Consider the following 17,003-nt stretch of genomic DNA (forward strand, 5'->3'; position numbering starts at 1 on the left):
GATGGACATCACTGGCTTCCGCGCCGCGATCGGCGACATTCCGGTCGAAGACAACCCCCGCATCGTGCAGCAGAAGAGCCGCGACCATTACTGGTACTCGCCGCGGCTGAAGCAGCAGCTCGAGGGCGTGACCGCCCAGATCGTCGTCTCGCCGCGCAGCATCGACGAAGTGGTCACCGTGCTGCGCGAGGCGTTCAGGTACGAAGTGCCGGTGACCCCGCGCGGCGCCGGCACCGGCAATTACGGCCAGGCCATGCCGCTCTCGGGCGGCGCGATACTGAACCTGATGAACCTCGACAAGGTGATCAGGATCGAGCAGGACCGGGTCCGCGCCGAGGCCGGCATCGTGCTCGAGCAGCTCGACGAGCAGACGATCCACGCCGTCAACGGAGAGCTGCGCTTCCACCCCTCGACCTACCGCATGGCCTCGCTGGGCGGCTTCATCGCCGGCGGGTCGGGCGGCGTGGGCTCCATCCGCTGGGGCGGGCTGCGCAATTTCGGCAACATCCTCGGGCTCAAGGTCGTCACCTGCGAGGCCGAGCCGCGCGTCCTCGACCTCAAGGGCCCGGACATCCTCAAGGTCGCGCATGCCTACGGCACCAACGGCATCATCGTCGAAGCCGAGATGCCGCTGACCGCGCATTACGACTGGGTCGACATGATGGTCGGCTTCGACTCGATCCTCGAGGCCTGTGCCTTCGCCGAGCAGGTGGCGCTGCAGGACGGGCTGCTGTGCAAGGAAATCTCGCCGGTCGCCGCACCCATGGCCTACGACTACTTCAATCGCCACCGCCCCTACATCCGCAACCGCGAGCAGTCGGTCGTGCTGCTGATGGTGGCGCCCGCGGCGGTTCCGGCCATGGTCGATTTCGTCGGCTTCCACGAAGGCGACCTGCTGTATCGGGCTGACACGCTGACGTCGGAGGAAAGGGCCAAGCTCCCGCCGATCTACGAGCTCGCGTGGAACCACACCACGCTGCGCGGCCTGAAGATCGACCCGACCATCACCTACCTCCAGACCCAGTATCCGGACCTGGCGCATGTGAAGTGGGCCATCGACACGTTCGGCGACGAGATGCCGATGCATATCGAGATGACCCGCTTCGATGGTCGTGTCGTGTTCTCCGGCCTGCCGGTGGTGCGCTACAGCTCCGAGGAGCGCCTCGAGGAGATCATCCGGCTGCACGAGGAGAACGGCTGCCTCGTCTTCAACCCGCATCGCTACACGCTCGAGGAGGGCGGCATGAAGCGGACCGACCGGGCGCAGCTCGCCTTCAAGAAGGAAGCCGATCCCAAGGGCATCCTCAACCCGGGCAAGATGGTGGCCTGGGATGATCCGGATTTCGACTTCGAGTCGGGACGCACCTGGCTGTTCACCGGCCTCTACACCCTGGGTGGCGCGGCGGAATGAAGGTTCTCGTCGTTCACGCCCACCCGGTCGAGACCAGCTATAACCGCGCGCTGTTCAATGCCGTCTGCGAGGCTCTCAGGGGCAAGGGCGACGAGGTCGACGCCCTGAACCTCTACGACGAGGACTTCCAGGCCGTGATGAGCCGCGCCGAGCGGCTGGAGTATCACGACGTGCCGGGGAACCTGACGCCGCTGACCAAGCCCTATGTCGACCGGCTGCGCGCCTGCGACAAGATCGTGTTTGTCCACCCGGTGTGGAACTACGGCTATCCTGCCATCCTCAAGGGGTTCTTCGACCGCATCTTCCTGCCCGGCGTCAGCTTCGTGCTCGAGGGCGGCGATGCCCCCGACAAGGGCAAGCTGGTGCCGGGAATGAAGAACATCAGGAAGGTCGCCTACGTCACCACCTACGGCGGCGACCGTTTTCGGACCTGGATCATGGGCGACCCGCCCCGCCGCCTCGCCATGCGCTGGGCCTGGGCCACGTTCGGCACGCTGCTGCCCCCGACCTACCTCGCGCTCTACGACATGAACAACCAGAGCGAGGCCGGCCTCACCGGCTTCATCGACAAGGTGAAGCGCAAGATGGCGAAGTTCTGATCCCTCCTTGTCCTCCCCCGCGGGGCGGGGGAGGGGGACCGGCGAAGCCGGTGGAGGGGGCGGCCACGAGCGCAAGACTATCGCCACCCCCACCGGGTCATTCCCGCGAAAGCGGGAACCTCTGTTCGCGACGGCCGCCAAAAACGAAGATCCCCGCTTTCGCGGGGATGACATCGAGTGCGTGGTGGTTTCAGGGGCCGTTCATCCCCCGTCAATGAGCCGTTCAGAATCGCCGGATCCGACGGTCAGTATCCCTGCGCTGATCAGCCGAACTTCCAGCCGCGCTTGAACTGGTAGAAGACGTGCATGCCGATCTTGGTGACCTTCTTCATGCGCGGCGCCCAGTGCGGATAGACGTAGGTGGCATGGTAGTGGGTCGCGTAGCCGACCTCGGTCAGGTACTCCTTGCCGGCGATCACGTCCTTGGCGATCTGCATGGCCTGGTCCCAGGACTTCTGCTCGGTTACGCGCTCCGGTATCCCGTCGCAGGCAAAGGAGAATTGGCAGGCGTTGCGCTTGTTCTGGTTCTGGAACACCACGCCGCAGATCGTATCGGGATAGAGCCGGTGGGCGACGCGGTTCATCACCACCTGCCCCACCGCGACCTGGCCGCGATAGCTCTCGCCGCGCGCCTCGAAATAGATGGCGGTGGCCATGCACCAGAGCTCCTTGTCGGAGACCTTCTTGCCCTTCTTGTCCATCAACGGACCGTCGAACACCGTGGCCGGCAGGTCGGCGCGCGCATAGGCGAGCTTGTCCGACATGGTGAGCGGGGTGGGCACGCCGCTGCCGGCCAGGCCCTCGATGGCGTCGAGCGCAGGCGTCGTCAGCGCCGGATCGATCGAGGCGACGGCGACCGGCATCGAGGGTGGGGTCGTGGTGACGGAGAGCTCGGCGGCCGCCGTCGCAACGGGAGCAACACCGGCCGGCTTGTCCTTGTTGCGGAGCGCAGCGATCTGGGCGCGGATACCCTCGAAGCTGCGCGTGACCTCGGCCAGCGCCACTTCAGGACGGTCGCGGTCCTGCTTCAGCGCCCGATTGGTGCCGACGAAGCTCTCGGACAGGAAGATGTTGTCGATCGATCCGGTGATGATGACGTCGGAACCAGACCGGGTGATCGTTGGTTTGGTGAGAGTAGCCTCGTAGGCCTCGCGCGAGCCGAGGTCCGGCGCGTGGGCGGCGCCGGTCAGGCCGGCAATGGCGAAAGCCGCGAGCGCGAAGCCCGCACAGGCCTTCAGCACGGCGAGCTCATGGCGAGCCCGGTGCACGGGGGTGGTCCGGTAGTGGGCCATCAGTACGCTTTACTATCCACGCGGGTACGCAACACGACGCGCCGGCACTTCAATTAAACTGTGACGCAAATGCCGGACGTCGAGATAATGCGGGTTTAGGGTTAGCCGCTGGTAAACAGCCCGATCTTGGCGCGGGAAGGGGCCGGACATGGCCGGGTCGGGGCGATGTCGGGACGAATTGGGGCAATGAGATTGACTTAATGCTGAGCGGAGTGGCCCCGGCCTTTTCCACAACCACAGGGTCATTCCCGCGAAAGCGGGAACCTCTGTTCTGAGGTGCCTGCCAGGAACGGAGATCCCCGCTTTCGCGGGGATGACACGTTGCACTGACCGACACGGGTGGCGGCCGGTCGCCCTACTGCGCCAGCGTCAGCCGCGCGACCGGCACGCGGTATGGACTGCAACTCACATAATCGATCGCCAGCCGAGCGAAGAACGACAGCGACTCCGGGTCACCCGCATGCTCCCCGCAGATGCCGATCTTGAGGCTCGGGTTGGCTCGCCGGCCGCGTTCGATCGCCATGGTGATCATCTCGCCCACGCCCTTCTGGTCGAGCGTGACGAACGGATCGAAGTCGTACAGGCCCTTGCGCTGGTAGGCCGACAGGAACGCCGGCGCGTCGTCGCGCGAAATGCCGTAGGTGGTCTGCGTCAGGTCGTTGGTGCCGAAGGAGAAGAAGTCGACATGCTCGGCGATCTCCCCTGCCCTCAGGCAGGCCCGCGGCAGCTCGATCATGGTGCCGAAGCTGAAGCGCTCGCGCGCGGCAGGCGGGAGCTTGGCCTGCTCGACGATGGCATAGGTCTGGCGCTTGACCTCAACCACTTCGGAGACCGTCGAGACGAACGGCACCATCACCTCCAGCGTCACCGGTTCGGACTGCCGGGTCGAGGCCTCGCGCACGCCGGCGCACAGCGCCTCGATCTGCATCTTGAGGATTTCGGGATAAGTAATGGCGAGGCGCACGCCGCGGTGGCCGAGCATCGGATTGGTCTCGGCGATACGATCGAGCCGCAGCTTCAGCGCCCGCACCTCGAGCCCGAGCGACTGCGCCGTCTCCTCGATGTCCTCGTCGCTGCGCGGCAGGAACTCATGCAGCGGTGGATCGAACAGGCGCACCGTCACCGGCAGGCCCCTCATGGCGGTGAATATCTCGGAGTAATCGACCGTCTGGTACTCGACGAGTCCGGTCAGCGCCTGGGCACGGTCATCGGCATCCTCTGACAGGATGAGCCGGCGCAGTGCGACGAGGCGCTCGCGTGAGAAGAACATGTGCTCGGAACGCGCCAGCCCGATACCTTCGGCGCCGAAGCTCTTGGCGGTCGCCACCGCCTCGACCGTCTCGGCATTGGCCCGGACGCTGACTTGGCGCGACGCATCCGACCAGCCGAGGAGCTTGCCCATGGCGCCGCCGATATGGGGCTGGGCCAGCGGCAGGGCGCCGAGATAGACCGAGCCGTCGGTGCCGTCGATGGTAATGCGGTCGCCCTGGCGAAACTCGCGCGTGCCGATCTTGCAGGTCAGTTCGGCCTGGTTGACGCTGAGGGTGCGCACGCCCGCGACGCAGGGCTTGCCGGTGATGCGCGCGACCACGCCGGCATGGCTGGTCATGCCGCCGCGCGCGGTGAGGATGCCGGTTGCCGCCTTCATCCCCTCGATGTCCGTCGGCCCCGTCTCGGTGACGACGAGGATGCAGTGCCGTCCGCGCGCCTTCATGCGCGCCGCATCCTCGGCGTTGAAGACGATGACGCCGCTGGCCGCGCCGGGCGAGACGCCCAGCCCTGTGGCCAGGATCGTGGCGGTTTCCGGCGAGCGCAGGCGCGGATGCAGCATCTGCTGCAGCCGCGCCGGCTCGATATGGGTCACGGCCTCGCGCTCCGACCAGTGCTTCCTGGCGACGCGATCGACGGCCGCCTCGAGTTCGGCGGCGGCGGAAGCCGGCGTGACGCGGGCGGAGAGCAGGCGGATGGTCTCGCCTTCGATCGAGACGGTGCAGGAAAGGTGCTGGCCCGCCGCGCTGTCGAGCGTCTCGACGAACCGCGCGGCCGACGCAGGCAGGGGGCCGAATGGCGAGCCGTTGGCCTGGGCCGGGCCGAGCGCGCCGGTTTGCGCGTCTCGAGTCAGGAATTGGCGAATGTGGCCGTTGGCCATGGCCTGGACGATGACGATCTGCCGTTCGGGGCGCGGGTCGAAGGCGGCATAGGAGGCGAAGGCATCCGCGATCGCGCGGGCGAGCGGCCTGCCGGGATCGACCGACTCGGTTTCGCTCGAGGGTGGGCTCAGCCCCGGTCGCGCCGGCATCAGTCCTGGGACATGCGCCGCACTCGAGGTGCGTACCACCAGTGGTGGCGGCCGGCCGTCGCGACCGACCAACCTGAACAACGTCGCCACCCAGTGGATGCGCAGCCGGTCGTCGCCGCCCTTGCGTTCCTCCTGCAGCGCGTTCCACGCGGCCCGGCTGATGACGATGGTCGGCGCCACCGCGAGCCCCGACGCGAAGGCCCGTCGCAGCCACAGCGCCTTGCCCACCAGCAACGTCTCCTGCCCGACGGAAAGGTTCGCCTTGCCCGTCGCGGGCGCGATTGCGAACATTTCCATAGCGAGGGTCACCGGGACACCTTCCAACCAAGATCACGAATCATATTGCCGCTCAGTGCATTGCGCTGCAACGGGCGCGTTGCGATCGTTTGGCCGCAGGCCCGCGCCCGGCCGCCGCACTTGACTTGCACCGGCGTTGAAAGCATCTGCTCTCGTATGGAAACAAGGCCGCACTTGGACATAACGCTGTGCGCGCCGCGCGGATTCTGCGCTGGCGTCGATCGCGCCATCCAGATCGTCGAGCTGGCGCTGGAGCGCTATGGCGCGCCGGTCTATGTGCGGCACGCGATCGTGCACAACAAGTACGTGGTCGACGGGCTGAGGCAGAAGGGCGCGGTCTTCGTCGAAGAGCTCGAGGAGATCCCGGACACCGAGGCGCCGGTGGTGTTTTCGGCGCATGGCGTGCCCAAGTCGGTGCCGGAAGGCGCCCGCGCCCGCAACATGTTCTTCCTCGACGCCACCTGCCCGCTGGTGAGCAAGGTTCATATCGAGGCGAACCGGCACTTCACCGAAGGCCGGGAGATCGTGCTCATCGGCCATGCCGGCCATGTCGAGGTCATCGGCACCATGGGCCAGTTGCCCGACGGGGCCATTACCCTGATCCAGACCGTCGCGGACGCTGAGTCCTTCACGCCGCGCAATCCTGAAAAGCTTGCCTATGTGACGCAGACCACGCTCAGCGTCGACGATACCTCCGCCATTGTCGAGGTGCTGCGCCGGCGCTTCCCGGCCATCAGCCTGCCGCACAAGGAGGACATCTGCTATGCCACCACCAACCGGCAGGAAGCGGTGAAGCGCGTCGCGCCGTCCGTCGATGCGATGATCGTTGTCGGTGCGCCCGAATCGTCCAATTCCGTCCGCCTGGTCGAGGTGGCGCGTCGGTCGGGCTGCGCCAACGCCTCGCTGGTCGAGCGCGCCGACAAGATCGACTGGAGCCGGTTCGAGGGCATCCGCAGCCTCGGTATCACGGCCGGCGCCTCGGCTCCCGAGGCGCTGGTCGACGAAGTGATCGAGGCTTTCGCCCGCCGCTTCGACATCTCCGTTTCCGCCAGCGGCGAGCAGCGTGAGCGGATCGTCTTCAACCTGCCGCGCGAATTGCGCGTGCCTAGCGGAGCCACGCCGGCCGCATGACCGACCTGACCCTTCTCGAAACCGAGCGGCTGGTGCTTTCCGGCTGGCGGCCCGACCAGATCGACGACCTCTATCGCCTGCATGGCGACCCGACCGTGGCCCGTTACCTCACCGAACATGGCAGGCCGTGGACGAAGGAGGAGATGGCCAACGCCCTCGCCCACTGGATCGAACTGTTCGAGCGCCAGCAGATGGGCAAGCTGCGCGTCACCCGCAAGTCGGACGGCGCGCTCGTCGGCCGTTGTGGCTTCGGCGTCTACGGCCCCGACGACACGCCCGAGATCGGCTATTCGCTCTACCCCGAGTTCTGGGGCAACGGCTACGTGTTCGAGGCGGCGAGCGCACTGCGCGACTGGTACTGGCGCGCCACGGACCGGGCCCACTTCATCGGCATCGCCGACGTGCGCAACGAGAACTCGCTGAAGGTGCTCCGCAAGCTGGGTGGCGTCTATACCCATACCGGCGACAACGACCACGGCCACTATTGTGAGTGGTACCGCTACGATCGGCCCGTGGCGGCGTGAGCGCGGTCGTCATCCACACTGACGGTGCGTGTTCCGGCAATCCCGGCCCGGGCGGCTGGGGCGCAGTGCTGCAGCATGGCGCCACGGTCAAGGAGCTCAAGGGCGGCGCACCGCTCACCACCAACAACCAGATGGAGCTGACCGCCGCCATCGAGGCGCTGACGGCGCTCAAGCGTCCCTGCGAAGTCGAACTCCACACCGACAGCAACTACGTCAAGGACGGGCTGACGAAGTGGATACACGGCTGGAAGAAGAACGGCTGGCGCACCGCGGACAAGAAGCCGGTCAAGAACGTCGAGCTCTGGCAGGCACTGGATGCCGCAACGCAGCGCCACAAGATCAACTGGCACTGGGTCAAGGGCCACAATGGCGACGAGATGAACGAGCGCGCCGACCAACTGGCCAACGAGGGCATGGCCCCGTTCAAGCGCAAGGGCCGCAAGGACGAACTGGTCCCGCCGGTCTGATCAGCGGCTTGTGACTGCCCCGAGCTTGCGCCCGGCTTCCGGCGGCCCGACAATCTCTGCATGCGCAGTTCCTTGCTCGCCACTGCCATCGCACTGTTCGCCACCCCCGCTCTGGCGCAGTTCCCGCCGCCGGGCGTGTATGCATGCACGGTCGCGGACGGCGCGCCGCTCGGCGAACTGACCCTGTTCGTCGCCGGCGACTATTCGTTCAAGGACACGAACGGGGTCAGTGCCAGCGGCCAGGTCGCCTCGGCGGGCACGGACGTGAACCCGCTCTCCGGGCCGCTCAGGCAAATGCAGTTGACGGGCGTGTTCGGGACGGACGACGCCTGCAAGACAGTGTTCAAGTTCACGGGACCGGCAGGCCAGGGCGTGACCTGCAGCTGAAGCGGCCGCGACGCGGATCGCGCTCGCTCGACATACACACTATTTCGCGCGCCAAAGCTTTCCCGACTCTTGCGTCTCCGCTAGCCTCGCACGCTGTTTTTACCCGTACAACGAACAACTTGGGGAATATCCGTGGGCGTCGATCTGTTTGTTCATTCCGTGCGGCTGGTGCTCGCCGACTGGCGTAATGCCCTGAAGATCACCGGCCTGCTCTACCTCATCTATGCCGCACCGAGCCTGATCATCGGCCTGTTCTTCCCGGTGTCGTCTCAGCCGGAACAGCTCTCCGCCGCCATGTTTGCGGCCGCCCCGCTGACGCTGATCACGACCATCCTCGCCATCGTCGCCTTCGTCTGGATCGCGGTAGCCTGGCATCGCTACATCCTGCTGCTCGAGATGCCCGCCGGGCAGTTTCCCGAGTTCAACCAGGGCCGCATGCTCTCCTACCTCGGCTATTCGCTGCTCATCGGCTTGATCGGCATCGTGCTGTCGTTCGTGGTGTCGGCCGTGATCGGCGTCATCGCCGTCCCGCTGCTCGGCGTCGTGGGCGCCGCGATCACCGGCATTGTCGGCCTCGCGGCCCTGCTGATCGTGTGCTACCGGCTGGCTCCCATCCTGCCCGCGATTGCCATCGGCAAGCCGATCACGCTGGGGCAGGCCTGGGAGTCGACCAGGAACGCCAACGTCCCGATCATCATCCTCGCCGTCCTGTCGGCCGTCGCTGCCTTCGTCATCGACATCCCGGCCGTGGTGCTGACCCTGGGCGGTCCGATCGGCGGCTTCCTGGCGCTGCTTTGGACGCTTGCCACCGGCTGGGTGAAGATGCTCGTCGGCGTCAGCATCCTGACCACGCTCTATGGCCACTATGTCGAGGGCCGTGCCATCCCGGCAGCCTCGGCCACGGCCTGAGCCTTCGGCCCGTCGCCCTGGCGGCGGCGGGCGATGACTGCGTGCATCATCAGCTCCACCAGCCTAGTTTTCACAGCGCGGCCAGCAGGCAACGTTTGGCGGTTGGATACTGGGCTCGTCCGGCGCACCCCTGAACAAGGCAAAGACCGGCAGCGTGAGGACGCCTCAACAGGCAGCATGGCGGAGAGCTCCGGCCGAACCCTGTTGCGCTTGACCGCTGACCAGACCATTCATCGCAAACGACGGATCTCCGTCAGCGTTGGGACAACATGTCATCGTTCACGGCGATATGATCCGGGGCCAACCCATGCAGGTACCGGTCGTGCATCGCGGAGAGCGCAGCCTCGAACGCGCGGGCGTAGCGTTTCATGTCAAACAGCCGGGCCCCGGCAAGTTGCCTGGCAAGCCGCTCGCGCAGGGTGGACAACTGCGCAGGATCGCTCCCAAGAGCCGCGGCACGCCGGATGTAGTCGACCCGGTCGATCGCGACCAGCTCGGGCATGCCGGCCGCAGTGACGATGCTGGCACACACCCTGCTGGCAAACGTCTCTCCCGGCATGGTGAGGATCGGCACGCCCACGTACAGCGCGTCGCTCGCGGTCGTGTGCGCGTTATAGGGCAGGGTATCGAGGCAAAGGTCGGCGAGGCGGAGGCGCTCCAGATGCTCTGCCAGGGATCGACGCTGCGCAAAGATCAGGCGGTCAGGATCGACGCCGGCTTCCGCCGCCGCGCGCCGCAAGTTTTCTACAGCGCCCTCGCCTCCGTCGAGGAGCCATAGGACCCCGCGCTCGACCTGGCTCAGGATCGACATCCAGTCGCCGAACGTCTCGGGCATGATCTTGGACGTCTGGTTGAACGAGCAGTAGACAATTGCGTCGTCGGGCAGGCTCTCGTCGCTGCGTCCGATACGACCAGTGGGCACCTCGATCCGCGTATCCCGCGGCGCATAGTAGTCCGGCATCCAGACGATCCTCTCCGAGTAGGCGGAAGTCGCGTCAGGAGGAATGATTGTGCGATCGGCGATTAGGTAGTCGATGAACGACGCGCCCATCGTACCCGGATAGGCAAGGTAGTTAACCTGGATGGGCGCTGCCCGGCGGGAAAAGATGCCTGTGCGGGCGCCTTTGGTATGTCCCATCAGGTCGATCGCGATGTCCAGCGACATGTCGCGTGCAAGCTGGGCTGCGTCCGCATCGGACATCTCTCCAATGTCGACGTAACTGTCCACGCTCGCGCGCACCTGCTCGGTGTATTGGTCCACCTTGCCGACGGGAAATGCGAACGCCGTGATTTCGAAACGATCCCGATCATGGAAGTCGAACAACTCTGCAATCAGGTGGACCGTAGGATGGTTTCGCAGATCGGCGCAGAAGTAGCCGATATGCAGTTTGTCGCCGCGACGGGGTGACTGAACTGCCGGGGGAGCGGAAAGGAAACGGCTGCTGGTCGCTCGAGCAAGCGTTAATTGCGCTTGGGCGTCGTTGAACAGCAACAGGCCGGCGAAGGGGATCAGCGCGGCCTCGCCTGCACGCGCCCGCTCCAGCAGGGCCTTGCGCCGTTCCACTAGGCCGGTCCAGTCGCAAAGCCGCAACTGGTAGTAGGCGATGAGGCCGGGAATGGTCGCGTCGCGGGGTGCAAGTTCAAGGGCCCGGCGGTACATGGCTAACGCTGCGCCATGCTGGCCGAGGCTGCGCAGGACATCGCCCCTGGTGACATGAACTTCCGCGGACGCGGGGGACACGACGAGAGCTTGGTCCGCAGCATCCAGCGCCTCCGAATGCCTGTGCAAGCGACGCAGCGCCCTCGCCTTCAGAACCAGGGTCTCGGCATGGTCTGGTCTTGCCACCAGGGATGCGTCGAAGCTCTCCACCGCCTCGTCGTACTGATGAAGGTCACACAAGGCCGCGCCCAGGTTGGTGCGGGCTGCTGCATACCGCGGCTCAAGAGCAATGGCGCGGCGGTACGCCTCGGCGGCGAGGCCGGCGTGCCCCGCGGCGCGTAGGGCGATACCCAGGTTGTTCTGAGCACCAAAATGCGTTGGCCGCTCGGCAGTTGCGCGCTCCAGCAGGTCCACGGCCACTTCAGCCCGGCCGCTACGTGTTGCGGCCACCCCGGCGAGGTTCAGGGCATCGAAATCCGTGGGCGCCTGCGCCAGCGCCTGGGCGAGGAGCTCGTAGGCATCCGCAGCGCTGCCCTTCTGCAGGAGCGCGAGGGCCTGCTCAAGGAGGGGGCGGATACTGTCGGAAGCCGACAATCCTAGGCCGCCCCGCCGCCTTCGGTCTGCAGCCAGGCGGCGCCGCACTCCTTGGCGAGGTCGCGAATGCGCAGGATGTAGCTCTGGCGCTCCTGCACCGAGATCACGCCACGCGCGTCGAGCAGGTTGAAAGTGTGGCTGGCCTTCACGACCTGCTCATAGGCCGGCACGGCCATGGTCTGGCGACTGCCCTCCGCCCCCTTCCTGAGAATGGCGCGGCACTCGTCCTCGGCATCCTTGAAGTGGCGGAACAGCATCTCGGTATTGGCGGCCTCGAAATTGTACTTCGAGAACTCCTGCTCGTTCTGCAGGAACACGTCGCCATAGGTGACCTTGTCCTCGCCCTCGCGGCCGTTGAAGTTGAGGTCATAGACGTTCTCGACGCCCTGCACATACATGGCCAGCCGCTCGAGCCCGTAGGTGATCTCGCCCGGCACCGGCATTGTCTCGAAGCCGGCGACCTGCTGGAAGTAGGTGAACTGGCTCACTTCCATGCCGTCGCACCAGCATTCCCAGCCCAGGCCCCAGGCGCCCAGCGTCGGGCTCTCCCAGTCGTCCTCGACGAAGCGGATGTCGTGCAGCTTGCGGTTGAGTCCGATCTCATCGAGCGATTGCAGGTAGAGGTCCTGGATGTTGTCGGGCGATGGCTTCAGGATCACCTGGAACTGGTAGTAGTGCTGCAGCCGGTTCGGGTTCTCGCCATAGCGCCCATCCTTGGGACGGCGCGACGGCTGCACATAGGCGGCCTTCCATGGCCTGGGGCCAAGCGCACGCAGCGTCGTCGCGGTATGGAACGTGCCCGCGCCCATCTGCATGTCGTAGGGCTGCAGGATCACGCAACCCTGCTCCGCCCAATAGCGCTGCAGCGTCAGGATCAGGCCCTGGAACGAGTTCCGCGGGTCCATGTGGGCGGGCAAGGCGGGGTTCATCGGCGTTCAAGTCCAGGCTCGATTGGCGGGCGGAACGTAGTTGGCGCCACGAGGACGGTCAACCTCCGTGACGGACGGTCAGAGCGAGCCGAAATGCTGCGTGTGCACGGGCGCGATGGCGCTGAGCAGTACGCGCACCAGCGCCGACTGGCTATGAACGCCGGTCTTGTCGAAGATGCGCTGGAGATGGGTGCGCGCCGTGTTCGGGGTTATCTTCAGTCGCCCTGCGACTTCGCTGAGGCTTAGCCCGTCAGCGACCAGCGCCGCCACGCGGTGCTGCGCCGGAGACAGCCCGTAGATCAACGCCGCCGTCTGCAGCCGGGACTCGGTGGAACGGGCGTCGCCGAGGGCGAAGTGCAACTGCCCAGCCTCGCATGACACCCACCAGACCTTGGTGGCGAGGCCTTCGCCCGCGTCCATCACGACCGGCACGGCACCGGTGAAGGGCATGTAGGTGGAATCCTGTCCTGCGGCCCAGCGGATGGCCGCCTGGAGCTTGCTGTCCGTCCGACTGTCGCGCACGCGCAGCCGGCCGTTGCGGATGGTCAGGTCGTCATCCTGAAGCACCTGCTCGAGTTCGGGTCCGGTGGAAAGCACGCGTCCTTCAGCATCGAGCCTTAGCCTCAGCACGCCGTCATCCGGGTAGCCGCCATCGAGGAGGAAGAGCACCGCGATCTTCCATTCGCCCCCATGACGCTCGAAAACCCGCGCCTCGTAGGCAAGGCTGGGACCGCGCTTGCTGCCCCAGACGGGGCCTCCGGGATAGTGCTGCTCGAAAGTGGCCCAGGCCATGTCGCCGTGGATGCGGAGATTGAGCTTTGCCACCTGCGTTTCATGGGCCATCCGAGGCTGCGGCTCGGGGCGTTCTGCCATTTCGCGGCGCAGACGCGCCGAGATATCGGCCCAGCCGTGCCGGACGAATACTCCCCCGAGCGCCCACCAGCCCCACCGCACCAGATAGGGCTCGTGCACGAAGCAGCTCGACCACGTTTCGAAATCCCGCATCCAGATCGCAATGCGGTTGCGGTGGATCAAGGCGGTGATCGCCGCGATGTCGTCCTCGTTGCCCACCGACCGCTCCCTCCCGACAGGCGATCCGGCGCTGGAACCGTACGCGAAGCGTAGGTGGCACGCCCGAGCCGGTCAACGGTTCGCCCGGCTAGTGATGCAGAACCATCAGTGCGGTCGGCCAGCGCTCGAGCACGCTGCGACCGGGCGGTGCCACGCCCACGTCGGCGAGTACGCGCGGATCGCGTGTCTCGTTGAGGACCTGGCGAATCAGCCGGCGCCGTGCGCGCCGCCGCCTGAGGTAGCGCAGCAGCAGGTAGAGCCTGCGCGCGCGGCGCCGTTCGACAGGGGTGGACCGGTAAGGGTAATCCAAAGCGACATCGCGCATGACTGCCTCCCAGCATTGCGGGACAGTCTGGCACCGCCAGGCGCGCTGCATTGTCAGTCAATCGAAGGACAGGCCGATGTCATGCCATCGGGGGACACGCGCTCTACTCGCGCGTACTTCAACAGCGCCTGGATACTCAATCCCCCGGCGGCCTGAACTTGCCGTCCTTGTCGCGCTTCAGCGTGACGACGCCCGGCTGGGCGCGCTCGCGCAGGTCACGCTCGTGGCGCAGCTTGTCCTCGGCCTTGAAGGCGCCATGCCAGTCGCGCCAGATCCTGCGCACGCCCCAGGCGATGGCGACGAAGATCGCAACGAAGATCAGCAGGCGAATAATCAGCGCGGTCATCGATCAGAGCCCCAGGCGCGACCACGTGGCGCGGTCCTCGACCTGCGCGGCGATGTCGCCGGCAAGCGCGGCAAAGCCCAGCCGCGGCATGGCCAGCAGCCCGCGCCTGGGTGCGATCGCCACCAGTTCGAGCTTGTCGCCGTAGCGGGTGCGCAGCACCTCGTGCATGTCGCCAAGGCCGTCGACGAGGCCGAGTTCGAGGCCCTTCACGCCGCTCCAGAACTCACCGGTGAACAGCAAGTCGTCGCCGCCCTTTAGGCGATCGCCGCGCCGGCCCTTCACCCAGTCGATGAACACCTGGTGCACGTCGGCCTCCATCGCCTTGATGCGCGCGACATCTTCCGCCTTTTCGGGGAGGAAGGGATCCATGGTCGACTTGTTGCGGCCCGAGGTATGGACGCGACGATCGACGCCGACCTTCTTGAGCGCCTCGACGAAGCCGAAGCCGGCAAAGATCACGCCGATCGAACCTACGATCGAGGATGGGTCGGCGATGATCTCGTCGCCGGCGGTGGCGATGAAATAGCCACCCGAGGCGGCCGCGTCCTCGACGAAGACCAGCACCTTCTTGCCAGTCTCGTCGGCGAGGTCGCGGATGCGCTTTGAGATCAGCCGCGACTGTACCGCCGAGCCGCCGGGCGAGTTGATGACGATGGCGACCGCCGGCGCGGACTTGAGCGCGAAGGCGCGCTTCAGCAGCGGCGCGGCCATCTCGATGTTGAGCCGGCCGGGGCGCTGGTCGGCGGCGATGACGCCATGCAGGCGCACCACCGGGATCAGCGGGCCGCCCTGCCCCATCCTGCGCTTCAACCAGGACCGCAGCCCCATGGATCGTTCCTCGCTTGACGATTGCCCGGCAGATGTATGTGGCCCGCCGCGGCTTTACCAGACAAGCCGGCCAGTGCCACGGAAGATCGCGTCGAACTCGGGCCGGAAGGCGCGGCCGTCGCTCTCGTGCAAGGCCCGGCCGGCAAGCAGCCGGAAGGGCGCACGGGAGCCCTTGATGCCGCGCACCACCACGCGGCTTGCCGGCTGGCCTTCGCGCGGCAGCAGCGGCAGCACGGTCACCGCGCCGAAGCGCTGTGTGAAGGCGATCAGCAGCGGCGGCAGCGCCTCGGCGGTGTGGATGAAGATGACCTCGCCGTCCGGCGCGGCATGCGTCGCGGCGACCTTGGCCCAGGTATCGAGTTTCGCCTCGCCCATGTGCCGCGCCCCGGCACGGGACTGGGCCGGCGCAGAGCCGCGCCCGGGATCGAAAAACGGCGGGTTGGCGATGACGCTGTCGAAGTGATCGGCGGCAAGTCCGGCGGCGGCGCGAACCCGACCCGGCGCGGTCAGGTCGAGGCCGACGAGCCTGGTCCGCATCGCCAGGCCGTTGTCGGCCACGTTGCCGGCGGCGATCGCCAGCATCACCGGATCGGCCTCGACCAGGGTGGCGGACAACTCCGGTCGATCGGCCAGCGCGACCAGAGCGGCGGTGCCGACGCCGGCTCCAAGGTCGAGCAGGCGCAGCGCGCGGGTGCGTACCGCCGCCCCGAGCAGGACCGAGTCGAGACCGGCCCGGAAGCCGCGCTCGGGCTGCGCCACGGTCAGCCGGCCGCCCAAAAAGGCGTCGCGCGTCAGCGTTTGTTGTTTTACAAGATCGGTGGCGTGGTCTAGGGACATCGCACCATCGCGACGGTTCGTTCGGCCCGACTATAGGGCGCCGCGGGCGGACCTCAAACCGGGGATTTCATGGCTCTTTCGGCGGCAGCGGCAAACGAGGCGACCAGCAGCGCCAACGCATTGGATCGGCTGCTCGATGCGACCCGCCCCGGCATGGAGCGCGTCAATGCGATGATCCTCGACAAGGCCAGCTCGCATGTCGAGTTGGTGCCGGAGGTGGCGCGCTACCTGATCGATTCCGGCGGCAAGCGGCTCAGGCCCATGCTGACCATCGCGGCCTCGATGCTGTTCGGCCGGAGCACCGGCAGCGAAGTCAATTTCGCCGCGGCGGTCGAGTTCATGCACAACGCCACGCTGCTGCACGACGATGTCGTCGACGAGAGCAACATGCGGCGCGGACGCGCGGCCGCGCGGATGAAGTGGGGCAACCAGGCCAGCGTGCTGGTCGGCGACTTCCTGCTCGGGCAGGCCTTCATGATGATGGTCGACACCGGCAATGTCGAGGCGCTGCGGGTGATCTCGAAGGCGGCCTCGATCATCGCCGAGGGCGAGGTGCTGCAGCTGGCCAAGACGCGCGACCTCACCACCAGCTCGTCCGACTACGACGAAGTGATCGGCGCCAAGACCGCCACCCTGTTCGAAGCGGCAACCGAAGTGGGCGCGATGGCGGGCGGCGCCGACGCAGCCGGCCGGCGGGCTCTGAGGAACTACGGCCGCGAGCTCGGCTTTGCCTTCCAGCTGGTCGACGACGTGCTCGACTATCGCGGCGAGGCTGGAACATTGGGCAAGAACACCGGCGACGACCTGCGCGAAGGCAAGATGACGCTGCCGGTCATCCTGGCGCTCAAGCAGGCGACCCCCGCCGAGCGCGAAACGATTGTCTCGGCCCTGGGCCGCATCGATACCGGCCCCGACCAGCTCGGGCAGGTCGTCGCCATCTTCGAGCGCTACGACACGCTGGGCCGGACCATCGTTCGGGCCGAGACCCACGTGCGCCAGGCCACCGATGCGCTGCGCTCGCTCCCCGCCAGCGAGATGAAGGACATCCTCGCCGGCGTCGCCGAGTTCACGGCCAGCCGCGCCTACTGAGCTCGCGG

17 protein-coding genes are annotated in these 17,003 nt (G+C 66.7%); 8 read left to right on the forward strand and 9 right to left on the reverse strand.

The window, feature by feature from the left end; genetic code table 11:
• Position 1 precedes the first annotated feature (1 nt).
• Both J0I99_RS16760 and J0I99_RS16765 read left to right on the forward strand, forming a co-directional pair.
• The gene (locus J0I99_RS16760; protein ID WP_291398691.1) at positions 2-1,411 is read left to right on the forward strand and encodes an FAD-binding oxidoreductase; all 1,410 of its coding nucleotides are present in this window, start codon (positions 2-4) and stop codon (positions 1,409-1,411) included.
• Positions 1,408-2,010 carry an NAD(P)H-dependent oxidoreductase gene (locus J0I99_RS16765; RefSeq protein WP_291393429.1) on the forward strand — a complete coding sequence of 201 codons (603 nt, stop codon included), beginning with the start codon at positions 1,408-1,410 and terminating at the stop codon, positions 2,008-2,010. The genes J0I99_RS16760 and J0I99_RS16765 overlap by 4 nt, the downstream gene beginning before the upstream one ends.
• 263 nt (positions 2,011-2,273) lie before the next feature.
• On the opposite strand, the gene J0I99_RS16770 is transcribed toward J0I99_RS16765, so the two are convergent.
• The gene (locus tag J0I99_RS16770; protein ID WP_291398692.1) at positions 2,274-3,302 is read right to left on the reverse strand and encodes a cell wall hydrolase; all 1,029 of its coding nucleotides are present in this window, start codon (positions 3,300-3,302) and stop codon (positions 2,274-2,276) included.
• Between the two features lie 355 nt (positions 3,303-3,657).
• Positions 3,658-5,898: a putative PEP-binding protein gene (locus tag J0I99_RS16775; protein ID WP_291398693.1), complete on the reverse strand. Its 2,241-nt coding sequence runs from the start codon at positions 5,896-5,898 to the stop codon at positions 3,658-3,660.
• A gap of 156 nt (positions 5,899-6,054) precedes the next feature.
• On the opposite strand from J0I99_RS16775, the gene ispH reads away from it, so the two are divergent.
• The 5 genes from ispH (at position 6,055) to J0I99_RS16800 (ending at position 9,316) form a co-directional block, all read left to right on the forward strand.
• Positions 6,055-7,029, forward strand: coding sequence for a 4-hydroxy-3-methylbut-2-enyl diphosphate reductase (gene ispH / locus J0I99_RS16780; RefSeq protein ID WP_291398694.1), 975 nt, complete (start codon positions 6,055-6,057; stop codon positions 7,027-7,029).
• Positions 7,026-7,553, forward strand: coding sequence for a GNAT family N-acetyltransferase (locus J0I99_RS16785; RefSeq protein ID WP_291398695.1), 528 nt, complete (start codon positions 7,026-7,028; stop codon positions 7,551-7,553). Before ispH ends, J0I99_RS16785 begins: the two co-directional genes overlap by 4 nt.
• Positions 7,550-8,020: a ribonuclease HI gene (gene rnhA, locus J0I99_RS16790; protein WP_291398696.1), complete on the forward strand. Its 471-nt coding sequence runs from the start codon at positions 7,550-7,552 to the stop codon at positions 8,018-8,020. Before J0I99_RS16785 ends, rnhA begins: the two co-directional genes overlap by 4 nt.
• Positions 8,021-8,080: 60 nt before the next feature.
• A complete protein-coding gene (locus J0I99_RS16795; protein ID WP_291398697.1) occupies positions 8,081-8,407 on the forward strand; it encodes a hypothetical protein in 327 nt (108 codons plus the stop codon).
• 132 nt (positions 8,408-8,539) lie between these two features.
• Positions 8,540-9,316, forward strand: coding sequence for a hypothetical protein (locus J0I99_RS16800; protein WP_291398698.1), 777 nt, complete (start codon positions 8,540-8,542; stop codon positions 9,314-9,316).
• Between the two features lie 253 nt (positions 9,317-9,569).
• Here the strand turns inward: J0I99_RS16800 and J0I99_RS16805 are convergent, their stop codons facing one another.
• The 7 genes from J0I99_RS16805 to J0I99_RS16835 all read right to left on the reverse strand — a co-directional run bounded on the left by J0I99_RS16805 (position 9,570) and on the right by J0I99_RS16835 (position 15,906).
• A complete protein-coding gene (locus J0I99_RS16805) occupies positions 9,570-11,570 on the reverse strand; it encodes a tetratricopeptide repeat protein (RefSeq protein ID WP_291398699.1) in 2,001 nt (666 codons plus the stop codon).
• Positions 11,571-11,572: 2 nt separating this feature from the next.
• Positions 11,573-12,499: a glycine--tRNA ligase subunit alpha gene (locus J0I99_RS16810; protein ID WP_291398700.1), complete on the reverse strand. Its 927-nt coding sequence runs from the start codon at positions 12,497-12,499 to the stop codon at positions 11,573-11,575.
• Positions 12,500-12,577: 78 nt separating this feature from the next.
• Positions 12,578-13,570: a LuxR family transcriptional regulator gene (locus J0I99_RS16815; RefSeq protein ID WP_291398701.1), complete on the reverse strand. Its 993-nt coding sequence runs from the start codon at positions 13,568-13,570 to the stop codon at positions 12,578-12,580.
• Positions 13,571-13,658: 88 nt separating this feature from the next.
• On the reverse strand, positions 13,659-13,895 hold the full coding sequence (locus J0I99_RS16820; RefSeq protein ID WP_291393448.1) for a hypothetical protein: 237 nt from the start codon (positions 13,893-13,895) through the stop codon (positions 13,659-13,661).
• A 136-nt stretch (positions 13,896-14,031) separates the two neighbouring features.
• Positions 14,032-14,241, reverse strand: a complete 210-nt coding sequence (locus tag J0I99_RS16825; RefSeq protein WP_291393450.1) for a hypothetical protein — start codon at positions 14,239-14,241, stop codon at positions 14,032-14,034.
• A gap of 3 nt (positions 14,242-14,244) precedes the next feature.
• Positions 14,245-15,069: a S49 family peptidase gene (locus J0I99_RS16830; RefSeq protein WP_291398702.1), complete on the reverse strand. Its 825-nt coding sequence runs from the start codon at positions 15,067-15,069 to the stop codon at positions 14,245-14,247.
• Between the two features lie 54 nt (positions 15,070-15,123).
• On the reverse strand, positions 15,124-15,906 hold the full coding sequence (locus J0I99_RS16835; protein ID WP_291398703.1) for a methyltransferase: 783 nt from the start codon (positions 15,904-15,906) through the stop codon (positions 15,124-15,126).
• 69 nt (positions 15,907-15,975) lie between these two features.
• Here J0I99_RS16835 and J0I99_RS16840 point away from each other — a divergent pair, with 69 nt between their 5' ends.
• Complete coding sequence (locus J0I99_RS16840) at positions 15,976-16,995, forward strand: polyprenyl synthetase family protein (RefSeq protein ID WP_291398704.1); 1,020 nt, start codon at positions 15,976-15,978, stop codon at positions 16,993-16,995.
• Positions 16,996-17,003 lie beyond the last annotated feature (8 nt).

Source organism: Devosia sp. (assembly GCF_017307495.1).
GTDB lineage: Bacteria > Pseudomonadota > Alphaproteobacteria > Rhizobiales > Devosiaceae > Devosia_A.

Bases quoted from the DNA above. Each gene is read 5' to 3' on its own strand.
- J0I99_RS16775 (WP_291398693.1), bottom strand. From the start codon at position 5,898: ATGGAAATGTTCGCAATCGCGCCCGCGACGGGCAAGGCGAACCTTTCC.
- J0I99_RS16795 (WP_291398697.1), top strand. From the start codon at position 8,081: ATGCGCAGTTCCTTGCTCGCCACTGCCATCGCACTGTTCGCCACCCCC.
- J0I99_RS16830 (WP_291398702.1), bottom strand. From the start codon at position 15,069: ATGGGGCTGCGGTCCTGGTTGAAGCGCAGGATGGGGCAGGGCGGCCCG.
- J0I99_RS16810 (WP_291398700.1), bottom strand. From the start codon at position 12,499: ATGAACCCCGCCTTGCCCGCCCACATGGACCCGCGGAACTCGTTCCAG.
- J0I99_RS16765 (WP_291393429.1), top strand. From the start codon at position 1,408: ATGAAGGTTCTCGTCGTTCACGCCCACCCGGTCGAGACCAGCTATAAC.
- J0I99_RS16840 (WP_291398704.1), top strand. From the start codon at position 15,976: ATGGCTCTTTCGGCGGCAGCGGCAAACGAGGCGACCAGCAGCGCCAAC.
- J0I99_RS16820 (WP_291393448.1), bottom strand. From the start codon at position 13,895: ATGCGCGATGTCGCTTTGGATTACCCTTACCGGTCCACCCCTGTCGAA.
- J0I99_RS16760 (WP_291398691.1), top strand. From the start codon at position 2: ATGGACATCACTGGCTTCCGCGCCGCGATCGGCGACATTCCGGTCGAA.
- ispH (WP_291398694.1), top strand. From the start codon at position 6,055: ATGGAAACAAGGCCGCACTTGGACATAACGCTGTGCGCGCCGCGCGGA.
- J0I99_RS16825 (WP_291393450.1), bottom strand. From the start codon at position 14,241: ATGACCGCGCTGATTATTCGCCTGCTGATCTTCGTTGCGATCTTCGTC.
- J0I99_RS16770 (WP_291398692.1), bottom strand. From the start codon at position 3,302: ATGGCCCACTACCGGACCACCCCCGTGCACCGGGCTCGCCATGAGCTC.
- J0I99_RS16785 (WP_291398695.1), top strand. From the start codon at position 7,026: ATGACCGACCTGACCCTTCTCGAAACCGAGCGGCTGGTGCTTTCCGGC.
- J0I99_RS16835 (WP_291398703.1), bottom strand. From the start codon at position 15,906: ATGTCCCTAGACCACGCCACCGATCTTGTAAAACAACAAACGCTGACG.